We start from the raw sequence: 19,460 nt of genomic DNA on the forward strand, positions 1-19,460 counted from the left end.
CCGGGCGGCCCCTCGGGCGGTTACCGGTACCGACAGCGAACGGTGAACCGTACGAGGAGTGAGCATGGTCGTCGGATTCGGTGGTGTGGCGGTGGGCGCGGAGCCGGGCAGAGCAGGGGCGGGCAGACCGACCCGCCGCGAGGTCACACGGGGGCTGCTCGCCGCCGCGGCCGCCACGGCGCTCGCGCCGGTCGTCGCCGCCTCCCGCCCGGTGCCCTCGGCGGACGGGCCGGTCGGAGCGTCCTTCGACGAGACCTACCGGGGCCGCCGTATCCACGGGGTCCTGGTGCCGACGGCGGGACGGGCCGCCGGCCAGGGCGAGTGGCAGGTCACCGTGGACGGCCGGCCGCTGCACCTGATGCGGCGGGCCGACGGCACCTGGCTCAGCATGGTCGACCACTACAGCTCGTACCCGACCCCGCTGGAGGCGACCCGGGCGGCCGTCGACGAGATCGGGCCCGGGCAGCGGCTGCGCGACCTGGCGCCGGGGCCGATGAGCGGGGGACACCTGCACATGGGGGGAGACCATGGCGTACGTGCGTAAGGACGCCGGCCGGTTGACGGTCGGCGAGCGCAAACGGCTCGTGAAGGCGTTCCTGGAGGTCAAACGGCGGGGCGAGTACGACGAGTTCGTGCGGATGCACATCGAGTACTACACCTCCGACGGCGACGACGGGCTGCGCACCGCCCACATGGCGCCCTCCTTCCTGCCCTGGCACCGCCGCTTCCTGCTGGACCTGGAGCGTGCCCTGCGCCGGGTGGACGGGTCGGTGACCGTGCCGTACTGGGACTGGACCCGGGACCGCACGAGGTCCTCCGTCCCCTGGACGAAGGACCTGCTCGGCGGGAACGGCCGGGCCCGCGACCAGCAGGTGATGACCGGTCCGTTCGCCTACACGGGCGGGCACTGGACCATCAAGGAGGGCATCACCGACGGCGAGTTCCTCACCCGGGACCTGGGCCGGGCCCGCGACCCCATCGACCTGCCCACCCGGGCCGAACTCGACCGGGCGCTCGCCGACCCGGTGTACGACGTCCCGCCCTGGGACTCGACCGTCACCCGGGGCTTCCGCAACCGGCTGGAGGGCTGGGGGACCGGCGGCGGCAGCGCGTCCTGGCACAACCACAACCGGGTGCACCGCTGGGTCGGCGGGGCGATGCTCGGCGGCGCCTCCGTCAACGACCCGGTCTTCTGGTTCCACCACGCCTTCATCGACCTGCAGTGGGAGCGCTGGCAGGCCCGGCACCGCGGGCAGCGCTACCTGCCGGCGCGGCCGCCCGGGGTTACCGACCCGCAGCACGAACGGGTCGTCGCCCGGGGCGAGAAGCTGCCCCCGTGGGACGTCACCCCGCAGTCCCTGGAGGACGTGAGCCGGATCTACCGGTACGCCTGACCGACCCCCTGACCCACCCCCGGACACGGGAAGAGCCCCGGTGCACAGTGCGCCGGGGCTCTTCCGCGGAGGGTGGCTCAGTGGCCGTAGCCGCCGCCCTTGTGGTCGCCGTCCTTGTGGTCGCCGTCCTTGTGGTGGCCGCCGGCGTTGACGCAGGTGTTGCCGAACGCGGGGTTCAGCAGACCGCCCAGGTCGACGGTGTTGCCGCACAGGTTGATCGGGATGTTGACCGGGACCTGGATGACGTTGCCGGACAGCACGCCGGGCGAACCGACGGCCTCGGCGTTGGCACCCGCGTCGGCCAGGGCCAGGCCGGCCCCGCCGATCACCACAGCGCCGGTGCCGAGGGCGACGGCAGCGGCCTTCGCGATGCGAGACATCACGTTCTCCTTCTTGTTGCTCGGGGAGTGCGGCGGCCGGACCAGCCACCGCACTCCCCGTTCAACGCCCCGACCTGCGGCTGGTCACGCCGATCACGGGACGATCACTCCAAGGGCCGGAGTCAGGGCAGCTGTCGTACCGGGGCACCGGCCAGGAAGGACCGGATGTTCTCCACGGCCTGGCCGTAGTACGTCGTGTAGTTGGCGTAGGAGACATAGCCGAGGTGCGGGGTGGCCAGCAGGCGGGGCGCGGTGCGCAGGGGGTGGTCGGCCGGGAGCGGCTCCACGTCGAAGACGTCGACGCCGGCCCCGGCGATCCGGCCCTCGTGCAGCGCGGCGAGCAGCGCGTCCTGGTCGACGATCGCCGCGCGGGAGGTGTTGACGAGGTAGGCGGTGGGCTTGAGGAGGGCGAGCTCGGCGGCGCCCAGCAGCCCCCGGGTGCGGTCGCCGAGCGCCAGGTGGACCGAGACGAAGTCGCTGGTGGCGAGCAGGTCCTCCTTGCTCGGCGCGAGGTCGACGCCGACCTCCTCCGCACGCTCCTTCGTGAGGTTCTGGCTCCAGGCGCTCACCCGCATCCCGAAGGCGAGCCCGACCTGCGCGACCCTGCTGCCGATCTTCCCGAGCCCGAGCAGCCCGAGCCGGCGCCCGTGCAGATCGGCACCGACGGTGGACTGCCAGGGCCCGCCGGCCCGCAGCGCCGTGCTCTCCCGGACCAGCCCCCGGGCCAGCCCCAGCAGCAGCGCCCAGGTCAGCTCGACCGGCGGGGCCGAGGAACTCTCCGTACCGCACACCGTGATCCCGAGCGCCTCGGCGGCGGCGTAGTCGATGACGCTGTTCCGCATCCCGGAGGCGACGAGCAGCCGCAGCCGCGGCAGCCGCCGAAGCAGCGCCCCGGGAAAGCCGACGCGCTCGCGCAGGGTGACGACGATGTCGAAGTCGGCGAGGGCGGCCGCGAGTTCGTCCTCGCCGCCGAGATGGTCCGGCAGGGAGACGACCTCGACCTGCCCGGAGAGGGAGGCCCAGTCGCCGAACTCCCCGCCCACCCCTTGAAAGTCGTCGATCAGAGCACAACGAAGACGCATTGCGTCACAGTACCGGCCGCCTTAACGCCCCCTTTTTTTGGGGCGCGGGGAACTGCGCGATCAGCCCCCACCCACCGGCACTCGCCCGACAACCCGCCCCGGCACCCCCGTCGGCGCACAGCAAATAGCCGCACAAAAAAGCCGCCCCTCGACAGGGCGGCGGCAAAAGGGTCCGGTGGGTGGGGCCACCGGACCCGGTACCGGGCGCAGCGGGTGCCGGGCGGAGATTCAGTTCGTCACAAGCGTCGAGCGGTACCACTGTTCGGCACGGCCGAACCACGTGGCGAAGCCACCCCCCGGACACTGACCGAGATCCGCCCAGAGGGCGTCGGCCTCGAAGAAGTGGTCCGTCGTGAGGATGTCGAGCGCGGCCGGCGGTACCCCCTTGGCCGCGAGGATCGCCTTGGCCCCCTCGACGGTGAGGTTGTCACGCGGCCAGGTGATCCCGGCACAGTCGGCGACCGCCCGCAGCGCGCTGCCGACGGTGACCGGCGTCGGATCCGCGGCGTGGTACACCCGCGAGGACAGGACGCCGTCCGGGGCCAGCGCCGTGGCGACCAGCAGCCGTGCCAGGTCCGGCGCCCCGATCACCGACGCCAGCGACGGCCAGTCGGCCACCACCCCCGGCAGGGCCCGCAGCAGCCGTGCCAGGTTCGGGCCGACCCACATGTCCCCCGCTCCGAAGACCAGATGGGGCCTGATCACCACACCGCCGGCCGCCAGGACCGTGTCCTCCGCCACCGCGCGGGTCCGGGAGGTGACGGAGACCGGATTGCGGGTGAGTTCCTCGGGCCGGTCGCCGCGGAAGGTGCCGCGGCCGTACACCGAGGCCGTGCTGAGCTGGACGATCCGGCGCACTCCGGCCCGCCGCGCCTCGGCGACCAGCGCCGCCGTGCCGCGCGCGTTGACCGCCTCGTTGGCCGTGGCGCTGCCGCCGATCTGTGCCGCGCAGTGCAGGAGTGCGTCGACGCCGTCGCACACCCCGCGCAGCGAGCCGGGGTCGGTGAGGTCGGCGTGCACGGTCCGCGCTCCGGAGCAGGACCGGGGCAGCGACCGGCGGTGGCTCATGAGCCTGAGGTCGGCCCGCCGGCGCTGTGCCTCGCGCGTCACGTGGGTGCCGACGAACCCGGACGCGCCGGTGATGAGAAGGACGGGCACGGGGACTCTCCCGGGGAACGGTCGGGGTCAGCGGACACGGGGCCGCAGGACGAGTTCGGCGGTGAAGACGGTCTCCTGCCGCTGGCTGCCGCACACCCGTACCAGCAGGTCGCCGCTGCTGCCGTACGGCTCGGGCTCGGCCGTGATCCAGCAGGGCGCGTCCAGTTCGGCGTACCGCGTGAACTCGCTGCGCATGCCGAGCAGCAGGGCGCAGGGCGCCCCGGTGCGGGCGTGCGCGGCCTGCCGGGCGGCCTCCAGGAGGAACATGCCGGGTATGTGGTCGACCGGGTGGTCGAAGTAGGTCGGGTGCGCTGTGTCGACCCGCAGTTCCCATCTGTCGTACGTGCCGGGTGCCGGCTCGCACAGGACGACGTGCCGGGTGCCGGCGTGGCCCACGACGGCCGGGTCGAGGGCCGGCGGCGGGGTGCGGTCGGTGGTGGTGGGGCGTTCTCCGCGCATCCTGCGGTACACGTCCGGGCTCATGCAGCGGAACGCGGCCGAGGCGGTGGCGCGGGCCCCGTTCTCGCGCACCACGGTGACGTCGTAGCGCATCTCCCGCAGCCGGCCGCCGCGGCGGACGACGTCCCGGCAGACCGTGTGCATCTCGACGTCGGTGGGGACCGCGTCCGTGACCAGCAGGTCCGGTTCGGCGGTCACGGACATGTCAGACATGAGGAACTGGTGGCCGAACGGGACGTCGAACTCGGCGTGGGCGAGCAGGGATCCGATCTGGCGGACGGACTCGATCAGCAGCATCGGGTCCTGGTAGCCCGCGTCGGGCGCGAACAGCGCGTGGCTGCGCGGCCATTGGGCCCGGACGACGAAGCCGTCGAAGCCGTCGGCGCCCGGGGACTCGTCGCGCTCCCAGCCGGTGAGCAGGACTTCGGAGACCGCCGCGCGGTGGACGTACTCACGCGGCACAGTGGTGGTCAGTCCGGGAAGCAGGGGCTTCGGGGCGATGGCCCGGTCGGTGAGGTGCGGCATGTGCAGCGCTCCTGTGTCGGTGTGACGGAAAGGAGGGGGCAACAGGCCGTACGTCGGCTGTCACCCCCCGTGGCCGACGTTCTGCACCACAAGATACAGACAGGTCGGTCCGGTTCTGCAAGAGGCGAGGCGATTTCTTGGGTGAGTCGGGGTGCCCTGGAGGCTTGCCATCGATGTCAGGTGACCGCTTTGCCGGTAATGCAACCTGGAAACGTGCAAGGTTGTATGGTTCGTTGAAGGTGCATGATCCTTGGTCAAGTCTTTCCTTGGGGCGACTTAACGGAGCATCGCCTCCCACTTGTCCGGTATTCCGACGAAATTGCAGCTCACGGTAGGGGCGGCGAGAGGTGGCCTCGGCGCCGCGCCGCCCGACCTTGGCGGTTGACAATCAGACAAGTCTGTTTGGTACGGTCGGGTGGTGAACCCGCAGTCCGAGATGACGTGGATGTGCCTCAGGGGGAGCAGATGAACCGCCAGTACGCGGACCTCGTGGCGCCGTCGCCGCGGCGCCACCGCTCGCACGGCCCGCTCGTCCCGGCCGGTCACCCGGCCCGCCCGGCCCCCGCGTACGGCGCGCCCCGGGCGGGAGCGCTGAACGTCCTGGTCGTCGAGAACGACCCGCGGGCCGCCGACACCCTCCGGCAGGGCCTGGTCCGGCACGGCTACGCCACGCACGGCGCCACCACCGGCGCCCAGGCGCTGCGCGGCCACCGCGAGGCCGACCTGGTACTGCTCGACCTGGACCTGCCCGACCTCGACGGGCTCGAGGTGTGCCGGGGCATCCGGGCGGTCAGCGACCTGCCGATCATCGCCGTCACCGCGCGCGGCTCGGAGCTCGACTGCGTGCTCTGCCTGCAGGCGGGGTCCGACGACTACCTCGTCAAGCCGTACGGGTTCCGGGAGTTGCTGGCCCGGATGGAGGCGGTGCTGCGCCGGGTGCGGGTGCAGCCGGCGGCCGGCCCGGCCGCCGGCCGGGTGGTCGCCCACGGGCCGCTGCGCATCGACCCGGGTGCCCGCGCGGCCACCCTCGACGGCCGGCCGCTCGACCTGACCCGCAAGGAGTTCGACCTCCTCCACCTGCTGGCCTCGCAGCCCGGCACGGTGGTCCCGCGCCGCCAGATCATGGCCCAGGTGTGGGAGGACGCGTGGTCGCCGCGCGGCCGCACGGTCGACACCCATGTGGGCACCCTGCGCGGCAAACTGGGCTCCAGTGCCTGGATCGTCACGGTCCGGGGGGTCGGATTCCGGATCGGCGGTCCCTAGGGGCTGTCCGGCGGATCATGCCGCAGACGCGGGGTCTGGCACGCCCACCTGCGGCGTTGTCGTCGGTCCCCGACGTCCCCCAGCCTTCGGCCGGGAGGTGCCCGCACCGCGTCGACTCCCTCCTCCGCCTTGCAGTTGGACGCACCAGACCCCGCTCACCTCGGCCGATCAGTCGCTGTCGCTTTCCTGCGACTTGATCCGCCGGACAGCCCCTAGGCCCCCGGCGCGTTCTCCGAGGTCACGCCCGGTTCCGGGGCCCGGCCCCGGAACCGCTTTCTGACAACTCCCGCCGCGGTACTGACCGTAGGCCCTCCATGCGGCTTACGATACAGACCAGTCTGTTGAATTCGGTAGGAGAGCGTAAGGATCTGGCATGGCTCAGCAGGAACGCGGCAAGCGATCACGGCGGTCGATCCTGGAGGCGGCGGCCCAGGTCTTCGACGAGCGCGGCTACGACGCCGCCAGCACCAACGAGATCCTGGCCCGCACCGGACTCACCCGGGGGTCCCTCTACCACCACTTCCCCTCCAAGGAAGCCATCGCGCTGGCCCTGGTGCAGGCCCACGCCGAGGCCCTCGAAGTGCCCGAGCGGCCGGTCCGGCTGCAGTCGGTGATCGACCTGACCCTGGAGTTCGCCCGGCGCCTCCAGCACGACGCGGTGCTGCGCGCGAGCGTGCGGCTGACCACGGAGCAGACGTCGTTCGACTGCCCGCCGCAGACCACCTACGAGCAGTCCATGGACACCATCCTGACGCTGCTCCAGGAAGCCGAGAAGCGGGACGAGATCCTGCCGGGGGTGGACGTGCGCGAGGTCACCTCGCTCATCGTCGGCTCCTTCACCGGCCTGCAGATCATGTCCCAGGCCTACACGGGCCGCGCCGACCTGCCCGAACGCACCAGTGTCTTCTGGAAGTTCCTGCTGCCCGGCCTCGCCACACCGGGCCTGGTCGGGCGGCTGCGCACGACGCCGCCCGAGGGGTGACGGGTCTCGCTCAGATCCCGCGCCCGCCGGCCGGTCCCGGCCGGTCCCGGTCGAACAGCGGACGCAGCAGCCGCCACAGGCGCTGGGTGATCTCGCCGTCCCACCAGCCCGGGTCGGAGTGCCCCAGGGTCTCGATGCCCGCGGCCATCACCACGGTCAGGTCCGCGAGGTCCTCGGCCGGCTCCTCGGCCTCCTGCTGTGCCTCCGCGACCCGCTCGTGGACCGCGGCCAGCAGGTCGTCGCGCAGCCGGGGCGGCCCGGCCGAACCGTCCGCGGCCAGCTGCATGCCCGCCCGGACGACCTTCTCGGTGCGCATGGCCTCGCCGAGCGCGAACAGGAAGCGTTCGGGCGCGTCCGCCACCGGGCCCGCGAAGGCCTCCTCGGTCAGCGCCTCCACCCGCTGTCTCGCCTCCTCGTACACGGCGGCGGTCAGGGCGGTGGTGGAGGAGAAGTGGTGGTAGAGCGCCCCCCTGCTGACCCCGGCCCGGCGGCAGATGTTGACCAGGCCCGCGTCGGAGAGCCGGCCGTCGGCGATGAGCTCGGCGGTGGCGTGGACGAGAGCCTGACGCGTCTGCTCGGATCGCGCCTGCATCAGGTCGTACCTGCCTTCCCTGCCAACAGTGTGCCCGGTACATGCACTGCCTGCGGGCACCGGTGCCAATGGTGGAAAGAATCATACAACCATGCCTGTTTCATGGGGGGACCCCGGTGAGGGCGTACCTCCTCGTGATCTCCACAGGATCCCAACTTCCCAGGCTGCAGGGGTGGTTGTCTGGAAACATGCGCGACGAGCGAACGTTCGGGTTGATCCTCAATCAGACAGGTCTGTTTGTAACAGTGCTCAAATCCGGCCACTTGACACAGGGTTGACACTCCGCTGACAGAGCTGCGGAGGATTGTGGGAACCCTGAACCGCCGTGCGTTGAAGCGCCCGGCGGCCCCCGTGAGACTGGACGCAGTTCCACACGGACCGAGGATTCGGGGGATCCGAATGGTAGAGCCGGAGCGACTCACGGACGACCACGTCGGCCGCGACTGCGGCAGGCGCTGCGGCCGGATCTGCGTCCGCTGCCTGGACCGCATGGACGGCGGCCTGCGCACCCTGCTCGACCTGTACCGGGAGAGCGACCAGGCGCTGGCGCCCGGGGCGCCGGTACTGCGGGAGCGGGTGAGCGGCAGCCGCGCCACCGTCGGCATCGTGCTCGACGAACGGGCGCTGGCCCTGCGGACCCGGGCGAGTGAGGTGATGGCGCTGTGGGCGCGGCTCGTCGTGGACGAGCGCACCGGCGCCCGGCCCGCAGGGCGCGGGGTGGACGCGCTGGTCGGGTTCCTGCGCGGACAGCTGTCCTGGTTCGCGGGGCACCCGGCGGGCGCCGACCTCGACGAGGAACTCACCGAACTCCTCGCCGACTTCCGCCACCTGTTCGGCCCGGGCCCGGTGCGCCGGTTCGCCCTCGGCCCGTGCACCAGGCCGGAGTGCGCCGGGACGCTCCACGGCGTCCTGCCGGCGGACGGCGGCGACCGGGTGCCGGACCAGGTCACCTGTGACGCCGGCCACGCGCTGCCGCCGCGCCAGTGGCTGCTGGTCGCGAGCAGGATCCGGGAGGCGGCCTGATGCGGACCGGCGAGGAGGGCGAGCGGCACGAGGCGGACGAGGCGGACGAGGGGAGAGGGAGGGAGGCGACCGGCGTGACCGAGCCGAGCCGGCCGACGCCGAAGTCGAAGCCGCGCACGGTCCCGACGGAGCTGGCGGCCCTCGCGATGGGCGTCACCCAGGCGACCATCCGGAAATGGGCGAGCCGCGGCAAACTCACCCGGCACGGCGGCCCGCGACGAGCCGAGTACGACCTCGACGAACTCTTCGCACTGGCCCGCAGGGGCGAGACCGAATAAGCGGCGCGAGACCCTGTAACCGGAGTGAATTCGAGTAACTCCGCGCCGCCGCACGGAATTCACCGACCACCACCCGCAAGAAACCGGATCCGTGCGGGGATCCGGTGCGAAGCAGCCCCCGCGGCCACCCCCCTGCCGCGGGGGCTGCTTCGGTTGACTGACAATCAACTCGCTTTAGCAAAAGGAAAGTTGACGCATCCGAACAGGGGTGTCACACTCATTCCGGCGCCCCCATGCCCTGACGGCGGCGGCGCTTCTCCCGGGCTTCTGCATTCGGGCCCGTGGCACCCTTCTCGAAATCCGTGTCCCCATCGGGGGCGCGGATTTTTTGTTTTCCCTCCGCCCCGACTTGAGGAAGTGTGGTCCATGCCTGTTTCCACCTGGACACCCGTCGGTCAATGGACGGGTACGGTCACCCACGACGGCGAGGTGGACGAGTACACCGTCGACTTCGCCCCGGACGGCTCGCTCTCGGTCACCACGCGCAAGAGCACCGGAACCGGCGCCTGGACCGTCACCGGCGAGGACGTGCTGGAGTTCTCCCTGCGCGAGGACTTCAACCTCGACGTCACCCAGATCAGCCCCAACGGCCACCGGGCCGCGTACATCCAGATCGACATCGCCGCGCGGCACGACGGCGACGCGCTCACCGGCGAGGGCAAGGCCGTCGTGCACGGCCCCGACGACGTCGTGATCTACGCGACGGACGCCCGGACCGAAGCGCGCCGGGTGTCATGACGGCCGAACTCGCCCGGCTCACCGACGTGCTGAGCCTGCGGGACCTCGCCGGGCGCTACCTGGCCGGCCTCGACGAGGGCGGCTTCGACGAGACCTGGGCGAGGTCCCTGTTCACCGAGGACGTCGAGATGACGTTCCCGGTGGGCAGCCACCGGGGCCTCGCCGGGGTGGCCGGCTTCACCACCGGGATCATGGCGCGCTGGGGCCGCACCCACCACCACGGCTCGGAGACCCAGGTCGACGTCGACGGCGACCTGGCCGAGCTGAGCTGGAGCCTGATCGCCTCCCACGTGCACCACGGCTCGCCGCTGCCGCCGGACCCCACCCAGTACTTCCAGCTCGGCGGCCGGTTCACCGGCACGGCCCGGCGCACCCCCGACGGCTGGCGCTTCGACCGGCTGCGGCTGCGGATCGTGTGGACCACCGGCGCCGTGCCCAGGGGAGTGACCCAGGTCGACCGACAGACCCTCGACACCCGCGGCAACCCGCCCACTTCAGCAGAGGAGAACGCACCCATGCCGACCACGCTCACCGCCGACCAGCAGAAGGAACTGATCGAGAAGGTCTTCCACGAGGGCCTGGACCTGGGCGACCTGTCGGCCGCCGACCGCTACCTGACCGCCGACTTCCGCAACCACGGCAGCCACGACGACTCGATGCGCGGCCCGGAGGCGTTCAAGCACACCATCAGGATCCAGCAGTCCGCGTTCAGCGACATCAAGTACGAGATCCTCGACTTCATAGCGATGGGCGACAAGGCCGCCATCCGCTGGGTCATGCACGGCCGCCACACCGGCCCGTTCATCGGCATCCAGCCGACCGGGCTCCAGGTGCAGCACCAGGCGATCATCTGGTTCCGCTTCGAGGGCGACCGGATCGCCGAACGCTGGGGCATCGTCGACAACTTCGCCCTGCAGAAGTTCCTCCAGTCCGGCGGCAGGCCGGTCGGCCCGCTGACTCCGGCGGGCAAGCCCGCGGCCTGAGCCGCGCCCGGCCGCGCGGCCCGGCCCCCGCTGACGGCGGCGGGGGCCGGGCCGCGCGGCCTTCTCATCGAAGTGCCCTACGGAGCAAGGGACGTGAGACATGCCGATCGACAGGAAAGTCGCCCGCTTCAACAGGCGGTTCGCCAACCATTTCGTCGGGCCGCTGTTCAGCCGGCTGCCCGGTTTCGGGAAGGTCCACCACCGCGGCCGTAAGTCGGGGCGCGAGTTCGCCACGCCCGTCAAGCTGTTCCGGCGCGGCGCGGACATCGTCATCACGCTGCCGTACGGGCCCGGCTCCGACTGGGTCAAGAACGTGCTGGCGGCGGGCGGTTGCGAGATCACCACGCGCGGCCGCCGGATCCGGGTCACCGGGCCGGTGGTCTTCACCGACGACGGTACGACGAAGATGCCCGCCCTGACCCGCCGGATCCTCTCCCGGGTCGAGGCCACCGAGTTCCTCGCACTGACGCCGGTCGAGGCACCGGCGCGGGTGCGGGCGGCCCGGCCGTGACCGCCGCCGGCCCGGTCACCCGGCCGGTCCGGGTGGCGCTGCTGGTCGGCTCCGCCCGGGACGGGCGGCTCGCGCCGGACGTCGCGGGCTGGTTCGCGCGGGTCGCCGCCCGCCGCGACGACCTGGTCCTCGACGTCGTCGACGTGGCCGAGCACCTGCTGCCGGCGAGCCTCGACGAGGCCGACCCGCGGGCGGCGGCGCTGCGGCCCCGGCTGGGCGGGGCGGAGGCGTACGTGGTCGTCGTACCGGAGTACAACCGCAGCGTCCCGGGACCGCTGAAGACCCTCATCGACAGCTTCCAGACCGAGTGGGAGGCCAAGCCGGTCGGGTTCGTCGGCTACGGCCTCGGCATGGCCGGCGGGGTGCGCGCGATCGAGCATCTGCGGCAGATCTTCGCCGAGTTCCACTGCGTGGGGATGAAGGACGTCGTGACGTTCCCGCGGGTGCTGGAGCACTACTCCGCCGACGGCACGTTTCCGGCGGAGCCGGAGGGGGCCGAGTCCGCGGCCAAGCTGATGCTGGACCAGCTCACATGGTGGGCGACAGCGCTGCGCGACGCCAAGGCGACGCGTCCCTACGGGACTTGAAGACGCCGCCCAGTGCAGCGCCCCGAAAGGGGCGCTGGGGGCACCCCCGGCCGAAGGCTGGGGGAGGAACTGCGCGATCAGCCACATCGGACCTGTGGACGGTCCACCACGGATCGCGGCACCTCCTGCGCATCGCCCTGCCGGGTGCGGTTGTCGGACGGCTGCAGCGCCGTCGTGGCCGGTCGCGCAGTTCCTCCCCCAGCCTTCGGCCGGGGGTGCCCCCAGCGCCCCTGACGGGGCGCGTCACCTCATCCCCCTGCATAGGAGAACGCGATGGCTGCCGCCGTCCCCGATCCGCTCACCCCTCTGCTCGTCGCCGTGCCCGTGGTGATCCTCGCCTGCCGGGCCGGCGCCCAGTTGCTCAAGCGGCTCGGGCAACCCGCTGTCGTCGGCGAGATCCTCGTCGGCATCCTGTTCGGCCCGTCCCTGCTGGGCTGGGTCTGGCCCGGCGCCCAGACGTGGCTGTTCCCGCAGTCGGCGCTGCCCTACATCGGCGTGCTCGGGAACATCGGCCTGCTCGTGTTCATGTTCCTCGTCGGACTCGAACTCGACCTCAAGTCCCTGCGCGGCAACAGCAGAACGGCCGTCGCCGTGTCCCAGGCCGGGATCGCGCTGCCGCTCCTGCTGGGCACGCTGCTGGCCCTCGGCATGTACGGCGACTTCGCGCCGCCCGGGACCGGGAAGCTGCCGTTCGTGCTGTTCATCGCGGTGTCGATGAGCATCACCGCGTTCCCCGTGCTGGCCCGCATCCTGACCGACCGGGGCCTGTACCGGACCCGGGTGGGCGCGCTCGCCATGGCCAGCGCGGCCGTGGACGACGTCAGCGCCTGGTGCCTGCTGGCCGCGGTGGTGGCGGTGACGAAGAGCAACTCGCCCCTGGAGGCCCTGACCACGGCCGGGTACGCGCTCGTCTTCACCGCCGTGATGTTCCTCGTCGTACGGCCGCTGCTGGCCAGATGGGCCGCGCGGGCGGAACGCCGGTACGCCGACGGGGTCGTGCTGGTCGTGCTGTTCAGCGGGCTCAGCCTGGCCGCGTACGCCACCGACCGGATCGGGGTGCACGCGCTGTTCGGCGCGTTCCTGTTCGGCGTGGTCACCCCGCGCGGCAGCCGGCGGATCGAGGCCACCGCGGCCCGGACGCGGGCCTTCGCCGTGCCGGTGCTGCTGCCGCTGTTCTTCGTCAGTACCGGGCTGAAGACGGACATCGGGCTGCTGGGCGGCAGCGGTACCCAGTGGCTGTGGGCGGGGGCCGTGCTCGCGGTCGCCGTGGCCGGCAAGTGGGGCGGCGGCACGCTCGCGGCCCGGCTCTCCGGCCGGGACTGGCGGGACTCCATGTCGCTGGGCGCGCTGATGAACTGCCGGGGCCTGACCGAGCTGATCGTGCTCAACATCGGCCTGGGGCTGGGTGTCATCGGGCCCGAGCTGTTCACCGTCCTCGTGCTGATGGCGCTGCTCACCACGGCCATGACCAGCCCCGCGCTGACCCGGATCCGCAAGGGGATCGACGAGGACCTCGGACGGGAACCGGCCGGAACCGGCCAAGACGAACCCGCCCTGGAGATCGCGAGAACCCACTGACCTGCGCCTTCGGGCGCGGCAGTGGCGTCAGCCCACGACCGGCGAATAGTTCTGGCCCTGATGGTTGGAAGACTGCTAGTTGGAAGCTTGATAGATAAGTAGGTTGACGATACTCTCGCAGTACGACGACGAAGCAGTGAGGGAGAGAACGATGAGCCAGGACTTCAAGAACCTCGACATGACGATGATGTTCGCGATCCACGACGCGCTCCGCCGCGAGCTGGAGCGGATCGCCCGGATCACCGCACGGGTCGACGAGGACCCCCGGCACGTACTGAGCACCGCGGTCGGCTGGGAGCTCTTCAAGAAGTTCCTGACCATCCACCACACCTCCGAGGACGTGCGGATCTGGCCGGTCATGGAGGCGGCGCTGGCCGGCCGGGACTCCGAACTGGCGCTGCTCGCCGACATGGAGGCCGAGCACGGCGTCATCGACCCCCTGCTCGCCGACATCGACGCGGCCCTGGCCGACCGCGACTCCGGCCCGGAGCGCCTGACCGGCCTGACCGACACCCTCTACACCAAGCTCGGCGCCCACCTCGACCACGAGGAGCGGGACGCCCTGCAGCTGATGGACATCACGCTCTCCCAGCAGCAGTGGCAGGACTTCTCCGCCGAGCAGCGCACCCGGGTCGGCGACGACTCCGCCCGCTACCTGCCCTGGATGCTCGACGACATCGACGCCGCGAAGGTCGCGAACATCCTCGGCAAGATGCCCGAGCCGCTGCGCAACGCCTACGAGAACGACTGGCGCAAGGCCTACGAGGACCTCGACATCTGGACCCCCAAGACCGCCTCCACCTCCACCAGCCGCTGACCGGATCCCGAGGGGTTCCGCTCCGCTCGACACCCCCCAACCCTGAGACAGACACGGAGACATCCCATGTCGCTGCAAGACCGCACTCAGGCCGTCCCCAAGGCCGCGGCCCCGCCGCAGCAGGACGGCAAACTCGGACTGGCGTTACTCGTGATCGCCGCGGCCCAGCTCATGCTCGTCCTCGACAACACGATCGTCGCCGTCGCCCTGCCCAGCATGCAGAGCGCCCTCGGGCTCAGCGAGTCCGGCCTCGGCTGGATCGTCACCGCCTACGCCCTGGCCTTCGGCGGTCTGCTGCTGGCCGGCGGCCGCGCCGGTGACCTCTTCGGCCGCCGCCGGGTCTTCCGCACCGGACTGGTCCTGTTCACCGCCGCCTCGCTGCTCGGCGGCCTCGCCCAGAGCGGCGAACTGCTCATCGCCGCCCGCGTGATCCAGGGTGCGGGCGCCGCCATCGCCGCCCCCACCGCGCTGTCCCTGCTGGCCACCACCTTCCCGGCAGGACCCGCCCGCAACAAGGCGCTCGGTGTCTACGGCGCGATGGGCGGCCTCGGCTCGGTCGTCGGCCTGCTGCTCGGCGGCGCGCTCACCGAGTACCTGAGCTGGCGCTGGGTGATGTTCGTGAACATCCCGATCGCCCTGGCCGTCCTGTTCGGCACCGGCGTCCTCGTCGAGGGCGAGCGCGAGCGCGGCAAGGTCGACGTGCCCGGCGCGCTCACCGCCACCCTGGGCTTCGGCTCGCTCGTCTACGCCATCAACCGCGCCGGCGACAAGGGCTTCGGTGACAGCGTCACCCTGATCGGCCTGGGCGCCGCGCTCGTCCTGATCCTCGCCTTCGTCCTCATCCAGCGCGCCAGCCGGGCGCCGATGATCCCGAGCGGGGTGCTCGCCGACAGGAGCCGCGTCGGCGCCAACCTGATCATGTTCCTGGTCGGCGCGGGCATGCTCGCCACCTTCTACTTCCTGACCCTCTACATGCAGCTCGTCAAGGGCTACGCCCCGATGGTCACCGGCGTCGCCTACCTGCCCTTCGCGCTCGGCATGGGCATCGCGGCCGGCGGCCTCGGCCCGCAGCTGCTCGCCAAGCTGCCCGAGCGCAACGTGATCGCCCTCGGTCTGCTGATCGGCACCGTCGGCATGGTCTGGTTCAGCCTCATCGAGCCCGGCCAGACCCCGTGGGCCGCGCTGCTGCCGGCCCAGCTGGTCGTCGGTCTCGGCCTCGGCATGGTCTTCGTGGCCGTCACCATCGTCAGCGTCCGCGGCGTCGCCCCGCAGGCCACCGGCGCCGCCTCCGGCCTGGTCAACACCGCGCAGCAGATCGGCGGCGCCATCGGCCTGGCCGCCCTCGCCGCGGCGGCCACCGCCATCACGAACCACGAACTGCCGGGCAGCGTCCCGCACGCCCTCACCACCGGCTACTCGTACGGGTTCCTGCTCGGCGGCGGCTTCTACGTGCTGGCCCTGGTCGTGGCCCTGGCCACCCTCCCGGGCACCCGCCCCCAGCAGCAGGACGCCGAGCACCCGCCCGTCGCCCTGTGACCGACCCCGGCGGCCCCGCCCTGCCCACTCCGGGCGGGGTCGCCGGTTCCCCGGTACGGGTCGGTGCCGGTGCCGGTGCCGGTGCCGGTACTGGTCGGGAGGCCGTCGATATACTCGGGCAGGAGGTGCTGTCTTGCGGTACGAGAGCGACGACGATCGCGGACCGGTGACCCGGACCGAGCAGACCGCGGAGGTCCCCGGAGTCCTCCCGGACGCGCTCACGGACTTCATCGGCTACCTCCTGCGCCGCGTCTACGCGCAGTTCTCCGCCACCGACGACGGCCGCGACAGCGACCCCCGCGACTTCCTGGTCCTCGACGCGCTCACCGGCCGCGACTGGGAGTCCCAGCTCGACCTCGCCGAGCGGCTCGGCATCAACCGCACCATCATGGTCGGCGTCATCGACCGGCTGGAGGCCCGCGGCGAGGTCCGGCGCACCCGCAACCCCGACAACCGGCGCCAGTACGTGCTCTCCCTGACCGACCGGGGACGCGAGGCCGTGGGGGCCAGCCGGCGGGCGGTCGCCGAGCGGGACGCCCGGCTCACCGCCGTACTGACGGACGAGGAGACCGCCCGGCTCGACGGGCTGCTCGGCCGGCTGCTGCCCGAGTCGGCGCAGCCGCTGGTGCAGGGCACCGAGTACCTGGTCGCCCAGGCCCACCACCGGCTGCGCAAGCACGGCGACGACAAGCTGGCCGGCACCGGTCTGCGGGTGCGCCACTACGGCCCGCTGTCCGCCCTCGACGTCCTCGGGCCCATCTCCCAGCAGCGGCTCGCCGAACTGCTCGCCATCACCGGGCCCGCCGCCTCCCAGCTCGTCGACGAACTTGTCAAGCTGGGCCTGGTGCGCCGGGGGCGCGACCCGCACGACCGGCGCCGGTACGCCCTGGAGGTGACCGACCTCGGCCGTGAGCAGCTCGGTGTCGTGGCCCGGGCCGTCGCGGGGCTCGCCGCGGACGTCTCCGCCATGCTCGGCCCCGGCGGCGAGGACGAACTGCGGGAACTGCTGCTGAAACTCCTCGCCCCGACGCATTCCGGCCCGGCATTCGCCGAGAACACCAAGTCATCCGTTCCCGCCGGGGGTTGACCCTCTGGCCAAAGGATGTCACGCTTAATTCAGCGGATATCCCGCGCCCTTTTCCAGGCTCTTCGCACCGCCCTTCCGATTTCCTTCAGGAAGGGCCGCGAGGGGCCTTTTTTCATGCTGATTTCCCGTTGCGCACCGCCCCTCGACGAAGGAGACAGTCATGGTCGCCAAGAAGACCGACGGCGCGCCGGAACCGGCGCGCACACCCGAGGACATGACCTTCGACGTCATCATCCTCGGCTCGGGCCTCGCCGGCTCCGTCACCGGTGCCGTCCTGGCCAGGCACGGCGCCAAGGTGCTGCTGGTCGACGCCGCCGCGCACCCGCGCTTCGCCATCGGCGAGTCCATGACCCCGCAGCTCGTGGAATGGATCCACATCCTCTCCGAACGCCACGACATCCCCGAGCTGAAAAGCCTGGCCAGCGTCGAGGCCTCCACCCGTGACATCGGCCCGACCTTCGGCACGAAGGCACACTTCGGATTCATGAAGCACGAGGTCGGAAAAGAGCCGAACCCACGCGAGGCCACCCAGCTCGCCCTGCCGAAGATATTCCACCAGAACAGCCACATGTTCCGGCAGGACAGCGACTCCTTCATGTTCCACGTCGCGATCAAATACGGCTGCACCCCCCGGCAGAACTGGCGTGCCAACGAGGTCGAGTTCGACGACGACGGCGTCACCGTCCTCGGCCGCAGCGCCGCCCCCGGCGCCGAACCCGAGCTGTACCGGGCCAAGTACCTGGTGGACGCCTCCGGGTTCCGCTCCCCGCTCGCCGACAAGTTCGACCTGCGCGACAAGCCCACCGCCCGCTTCAAGCACCACTCCCGCTCGATGTTCACGCACTACGTCGGCATCAAGCGGTTCGACGACGTCAGCGGCCACCCCCAGGAGCTGCGCCCGCCGGCCGACTGGCACACCGGCACCATGCACCACCTCATCGAGCGCGGCTGGTTCTGGATCATCCCCTTCGACAACCACCCCAAGTCCCGCAACCCGCTGTGCAGCGTCGGCCTGACGATGGACGAGCGCACCTACCCGAAGCCGAAGGACCTCACCCCGGAGCAGGAGTTCCAGTCCTTCCTCGACAAGTACCCGGCGGTGAAGCGGCAGTTCGACGGCGCCACCCGGGTCCGCGAGTGGATCTCCACCGACCGGCTGCAGTACAGCTCGAAGCAGACCATCGGCGACCGCTGGTGCCTGATGTCGCACGCGGCCGGCTTCCTCGACCCGCTGTTCTCCCGCGGTCTGTCCAACACCATGGAGGTCGTCGACGCGCTCACCTCCCGGCTGATCCCCGCCCTCAAGGACGGCGACTTCTCCGCCGAGCGCTTCGCCTACGTCGAGCGCGTCGAGCAGGGCCTGCTCCAGTACAACGACGACCTGGTCAACAGCTCCTTCATCGCGTTCTCCCACTTCCGGCTCTGGAACGCGGTCTTCCGGGTCTGGGGCTCCTTCATCACCCCCGGCACCATGCGGCTGACCCGGGCCCGCCTCAAGCACTTCAAGGACCACGACACCCGCCACTTCGACGAGCTGGAGAAGGTGGCCCACCCCGGCCTGTGGTGGCCGCAGAGCGACTCCTTCAAGCGGATCCTGGAGAGCACCGCCGAGACCTGCGAGAAGTACGAGGCCGGCGCGCTCACCGGCGACGAGGCCGCCGACATCGTCTTCGGACTGCTCAAGGACTCCCCGGTCGTCAACCCGGTCTTCGGATGGAAGGACGAGGAGCGGCGGTTCATCTACCCGTCCACGCTGACCATGGCCCGCTTCCTGTACTGGGCCTCCGTCGAGGCCCCCGCCGAGATGAACAGCGTCGGCCGCGAGTTCCTGCTCGGCATCCTCAAGGCCGGCGCGAAGGTCCGCAAGCTCCTCTGACCACTGCCACTGCCAGACAACGCCAGAAAGGCATGCGCATGTCCGCAGCAGCGCGGTCGCTGACCCGCGCCGAAGAAGAGACCCGGCCCGTCGAACCGCTGGATCTGCGCCGCGTGTGCGGCCTGTTCACGACCGGCGTCACGGTCATCACCACCGGCCCCGACGGCGACGCGGACGGCACCACCGTCAACTCGTTCACCTCGGTCTCGCTGGAACCCCCGCTGGTGCTGTTCTGTCTGCACCAGCAGTCCCGGCTGCACACGCTCCTGGAGCAGAGCGGCGGGTTCACCGTGAACTTCCTGTCCGGCCGGCAGCAGCCGCTGGCCCGGCACTTCGCCGGGCGCCGGGCCACGGGCACCGCCACGGCCTTCGAGGGCGTCCCGCACCACTTCACCGAGGACGGGCTGCCCGTGCTCAGCGAGGCCCTCGCCCATCTGACCTGCACCACGGTCGACGTGCACAGCGCCGGCGACCACGACATCGTCATCGGCGAGGTGGTGGAGCTGGGCGTCCCCGAACACGGCCTGGAGCCGCTGATCTTCTTCGACGGCTCCCTGGGCCCGCTGGAGACCGGCGCGGACCGCTTCCAGCACACCCGGCAGGCGTCCTGA

Annotated in this window: 21 protein-coding genes; 16 read left to right on the top strand and 5 right to left on the bottom strand. The window is 71.4% G+C overall.

Going from position 1 to position 19,460, the window contains the following annotated elements:
- Nucleotides 1-64: 64 nt before the first annotated feature.
- Nucleotides 65-544 carry a tyrosinase family oxidase copper chaperone gene (locus tag ABZ887_RS16615; RefSeq protein WP_361289163.1) on the top strand — a complete coding sequence of 160 codons (480 nt, stop codon included), beginning with the start codon at nucleotides 65-67 and terminating at the stop codon, nucleotides 542-544.
- On the top strand, nucleotides 528-1,394 hold the full coding sequence (locus tag ABZ887_RS16620; RefSeq protein WP_361289167.1) for a tyrosinase family protein: 867 nt from the start codon (nucleotides 528-530) through the stop codon (nucleotides 1,392-1,394). The genes ABZ887_RS16615 and ABZ887_RS16620 overlap by 17 nt, the downstream gene beginning before the upstream one ends.
- Nucleotides 1,395-1,471: 77 nt before the next feature.
- Here the strand turns inward: ABZ887_RS16620 and ABZ887_RS16625 are convergent, their stop codons facing one another.
- From ABZ887_RS16625 to ABZ887_RS16640, 4 genes are all read right to left on the bottom strand, one after another.
- Complete coding sequence (locus ABZ887_RS16625) at nucleotides 1,472-1,774, bottom strand: chaplin (RefSeq protein ID WP_361289169.1); 303 nt, start codon at nucleotides 1,772-1,774, stop codon at nucleotides 1,472-1,474.
- A gap of 122 nt (nucleotides 1,775-1,896) precedes the next feature.
- The gene (locus ABZ887_RS16630; RefSeq protein WP_361289172.1) at nucleotides 1,897-2,856 is read right to left on the bottom strand and encodes a D-2-hydroxyacid dehydrogenase family protein; all 960 of its coding nucleotides are present in this window, start codon (nucleotides 2,854-2,856) and stop codon (nucleotides 1,897-1,899) included.
- Between the two features lie 228 nt (nucleotides 2,857-3,084).
- Nucleotides 3,085-4,014: an NAD-dependent epimerase/dehydratase family protein gene (locus ABZ887_RS16635; RefSeq protein WP_361289175.1), complete on the bottom strand. Its 930-nt coding sequence runs from the start codon at nucleotides 4,012-4,014 to the stop codon at nucleotides 3,085-3,087.
- Nucleotides 4,015-4,041: 27 nt separating this feature from the next.
- On the bottom strand, nucleotides 4,042-4,998 hold the full coding sequence (locus ABZ887_RS16640; protein WP_361289178.1) for a ScbA/BarX family gamma-butyrolactone biosynthesis protein: 957 nt from the start codon (nucleotides 4,996-4,998) through the stop codon (nucleotides 4,042-4,044).
- Between the two features lie 465 nt (nucleotides 4,999-5,463).
- On the opposite strand from ABZ887_RS16640, the gene ABZ887_RS16645 reads away from it, so the two are divergent.
- Entirely contained in the window at nucleotides 5,464-6,261 is a 798-nt protein-coding gene (locus ABZ887_RS16645) for a response regulator transcription factor (RefSeq protein WP_361289181.1), read from the top strand.
- 373 nt (nucleotides 6,262-6,634) lie between these two features.
- Nucleotides 6,635-7,243: a ScbR family autoregulator-binding transcription factor gene (locus ABZ887_RS16650; protein WP_361289184.1), complete on the top strand. Its 609-nt coding sequence runs from the start codon at nucleotides 6,635-6,637 to the stop codon at nucleotides 7,241-7,243.
- A 10-nt stretch (nucleotides 7,244-7,253) separates the two neighbouring features.
- Here the strand turns inward: ABZ887_RS16650 and ABZ887_RS16655 are convergent, their stop codons facing one another.
- Nucleotides 7,254-7,835, bottom strand: a complete 582-nt coding sequence (locus tag ABZ887_RS16655) for a TetR/AcrR family transcriptional regulator (protein ID WP_361289187.1) — start codon at nucleotides 7,833-7,835, stop codon at nucleotides 7,254-7,256.
- Nucleotides 7,836-8,234: 399 nt separating this feature from the next.
- On the opposite strand from ABZ887_RS16655, the gene ABZ887_RS16660 reads away from it, so the two are divergent.
- From ABZ887_RS16660 to ABZ887_RS16715, 12 genes are all read left to right on the top strand, one after another.
- Nucleotides 8,235-8,858: an OvmZ protein gene (locus ABZ887_RS16660; protein ID WP_361289190.1), complete on the top strand. Its 624-nt coding sequence runs from the start codon at nucleotides 8,235-8,237 to the stop codon at nucleotides 8,856-8,858.
- The gene (locus ABZ887_RS16665; RefSeq protein ID WP_361289193.1) at nucleotides 8,858-9,136 is read left to right on the top strand and encodes a hypothetical protein; all 279 of its coding nucleotides are present in this window, start codon (nucleotides 8,858-8,860) and stop codon (nucleotides 9,134-9,136) included. Before ABZ887_RS16660 ends, ABZ887_RS16665 begins: the two co-directional genes overlap by 1 nt.
- Nucleotides 9,137-9,502: 366 nt before the next feature.
- Nucleotides 9,503-9,874 carry a dehydrogenase gene (locus tag ABZ887_RS16670; RefSeq protein WP_361289196.1) on the top strand — a complete coding sequence of 124 codons (372 nt, stop codon included), beginning with the start codon at nucleotides 9,503-9,505 and terminating at the stop codon, nucleotides 9,872-9,874.
- On the top strand, nucleotides 9,871-10,857 hold the full coding sequence (locus tag ABZ887_RS16675) for an ester cyclase (protein ID WP_361289199.1): 987 nt from the start codon (nucleotides 9,871-9,873) through the stop codon (nucleotides 10,855-10,857). Before ABZ887_RS16670 ends, ABZ887_RS16675 begins: the two co-directional genes overlap by 4 nt.
- Nucleotides 10,858-10,957: 100 nt before the next feature.
- Nucleotides 10,958-11,368, top strand: coding sequence for a nitroreductase family deazaflavin-dependent oxidoreductase (locus ABZ887_RS16680; protein WP_361289202.1), 411 nt, complete (start codon nucleotides 10,958-10,960; stop codon nucleotides 11,366-11,368).
- On the top strand, nucleotides 11,365-11,955 hold the full coding sequence (locus ABZ887_RS16685) for an NAD(P)H-dependent oxidoreductase (RefSeq protein ID WP_361289205.1): 591 nt from the start codon (nucleotides 11,365-11,367) through the stop codon (nucleotides 11,953-11,955). The genes ABZ887_RS16680 and ABZ887_RS16685 overlap by 4 nt, the downstream gene beginning before the upstream one ends.
- Nucleotides 11,956-12,228: 273 nt before the next feature.
- The gene (locus ABZ887_RS16690) at nucleotides 12,229-13,533 is read left to right on the top strand and encodes a cation:proton antiporter (RefSeq protein ID WP_361289208.1); all 1,305 of its coding nucleotides are present in this window, start codon (nucleotides 12,229-12,231) and stop codon (nucleotides 13,531-13,533) included.
- Between the two features lie 151 nt (nucleotides 13,534-13,684).
- The gene (locus ABZ887_RS16695) at nucleotides 13,685-14,350 is read left to right on the top strand and encodes a hemerythrin domain-containing protein (RefSeq protein WP_361289212.1); all 666 of its coding nucleotides are present in this window, start codon (nucleotides 13,685-13,687) and stop codon (nucleotides 14,348-14,350) included.
- A gap of 66 nt (nucleotides 14,351-14,416) precedes the next feature.
- Nucleotides 14,417-15,886 carry an MFS transporter gene (locus ABZ887_RS16700; protein WP_361289215.1) on the top strand — a complete coding sequence of 490 codons (1,470 nt, stop codon included), beginning with the start codon at nucleotides 14,417-14,419 and terminating at the stop codon, nucleotides 15,884-15,886.
- Between the two features lie 166 nt (nucleotides 15,887-16,052).
- The gene (locus ABZ887_RS16705) at nucleotides 16,053-16,973 is read left to right on the top strand and encodes a MarR family transcriptional regulator (protein WP_361289330.1); all 921 of its coding nucleotides are present in this window, start codon (nucleotides 16,053-16,055) and stop codon (nucleotides 16,971-16,973) included.
- Between the two features lie 160 nt (nucleotides 16,974-17,133).
- Nucleotides 17,134-18,849, top strand: coding sequence for an FAD-dependent monooxygenase (locus ABZ887_RS16710; RefSeq protein WP_361289218.1), 1,716 nt, complete (start codon nucleotides 17,134-17,136; stop codon nucleotides 18,847-18,849).
- 38 nt (nucleotides 18,850-18,887) lie between these two features.
- Nucleotides 18,888-19,460 (top strand): flavin reductase family protein, encoded by a 573-nt coding sequence (locus tag ABZ887_RS16715; protein ID WP_361289221.1) that lies wholly within the window; start codon nucleotides 18,888-18,890, stop codon nucleotides 19,458-19,460.

Source organism: Streptomyces sp. NPDC047061 (assembly GCF_040643955.1).
Classification (GTDB): Bacteria; Actinomycetota; Actinomycetes; order Streptomycetales; family Streptomycetaceae; genus Streptomyces.

Coding starts and splice junctions, on each gene's coding strand:
- ABZ887_RS16615 (WP_361289163.1), top strand. CDS start 65: ATGGTCGTCGGATTCGGTGGTGTGGCGGTGGGCGCGGAGCCGGGCAGA.
- ABZ887_RS16620 (WP_361289167.1), top strand. CDS start 528: ATGGCGTACGTGCGTAAGGACGCCGGCCGGTTGACGGTCGGCGAGCGC.
- ABZ887_RS16625 (WP_361289169.1), bottom strand. CDS start 1,774: ATGTCTCGCATCGCGAAGGCCGCTGCCGTCGCCCTCGGCACCGGCGCT.
- ABZ887_RS16630 (WP_361289172.1), bottom strand. CDS start 2,856: ATGCGTCTTCGTTGTGCTCTGATCGACGACTTTCAAGGGGTGGGCGGG.
- ABZ887_RS16640 (WP_361289178.1), bottom strand. CDS start 4,998: ATGCCGCACCTCACCGACCGGGCCATCGCCCCGAAGCCCCTGCTTCCC.
- ABZ887_RS16645 (WP_361289181.1), top strand. CDS start 5,464: ATGAACCGCCAGTACGCGGACCTCGTGGCGCCGTCGCCGCGGCGCCAC.
- ABZ887_RS16650 (WP_361289184.1), top strand. CDS start 6,635: ATGGCTCAGCAGGAACGCGGCAAGCGATCACGGCGGTCGATCCTGGAG.
- ABZ887_RS16655 (WP_361289187.1), bottom strand. CDS start 7,835: ATGCAGGCGCGATCCGAGCAGACGCGTCAGGCTCTCGTCCACGCCACC.
- ABZ887_RS16660 (WP_361289190.1), top strand. CDS start 8,235: ATGGTAGAGCCGGAGCGACTCACGGACGACCACGTCGGCCGCGACTGC.
- ABZ887_RS16665 (WP_361289193.1), top strand. CDS start 8,858: ATGCGGACCGGCGAGGAGGGCGAGCGGCACGAGGCGGACGAGGCGGAC.
- ABZ887_RS16670 (WP_361289196.1), top strand. CDS start 9,503: ATGCCTGTTTCCACCTGGACACCCGTCGGTCAATGGACGGGTACGGTC.
- ABZ887_RS16675 (WP_361289199.1), top strand. CDS start 9,871: ATGACGGCCGAACTCGCCCGGCTCACCGACGTGCTGAGCCTGCGGGAC.
- ABZ887_RS16680 (WP_361289202.1), top strand. CDS start 10,958: ATGCCGATCGACAGGAAAGTCGCCCGCTTCAACAGGCGGTTCGCCAAC.
- ABZ887_RS16690 (WP_361289208.1), top strand. CDS start 12,229: ATGGCTGCCGCCGTCCCCGATCCGCTCACCCCTCTGCTCGTCGCCGTG.
- ABZ887_RS16695 (WP_361289212.1), top strand. CDS start 13,685: ATGAGCCAGGACTTCAAGAACCTCGACATGACGATGATGTTCGCGATC.
- ABZ887_RS16700 (WP_361289215.1), top strand. CDS start 14,417: ATGTCGCTGCAAGACCGCACTCAGGCCGTCCCCAAGGCCGCGGCCCCG.
- ABZ887_RS16710 (WP_361289218.1), top strand. CDS start 17,134: ATGGTCGCCAAGAAGACCGACGGCGCGCCGGAACCGGCGCGCACACCC.
- ABZ887_RS16715 (WP_361289221.1), top strand. CDS start 18,888: ATGTCCGCAGCAGCGCGGTCGCTGACCCGCGCCGAAGAAGAGACCCGG.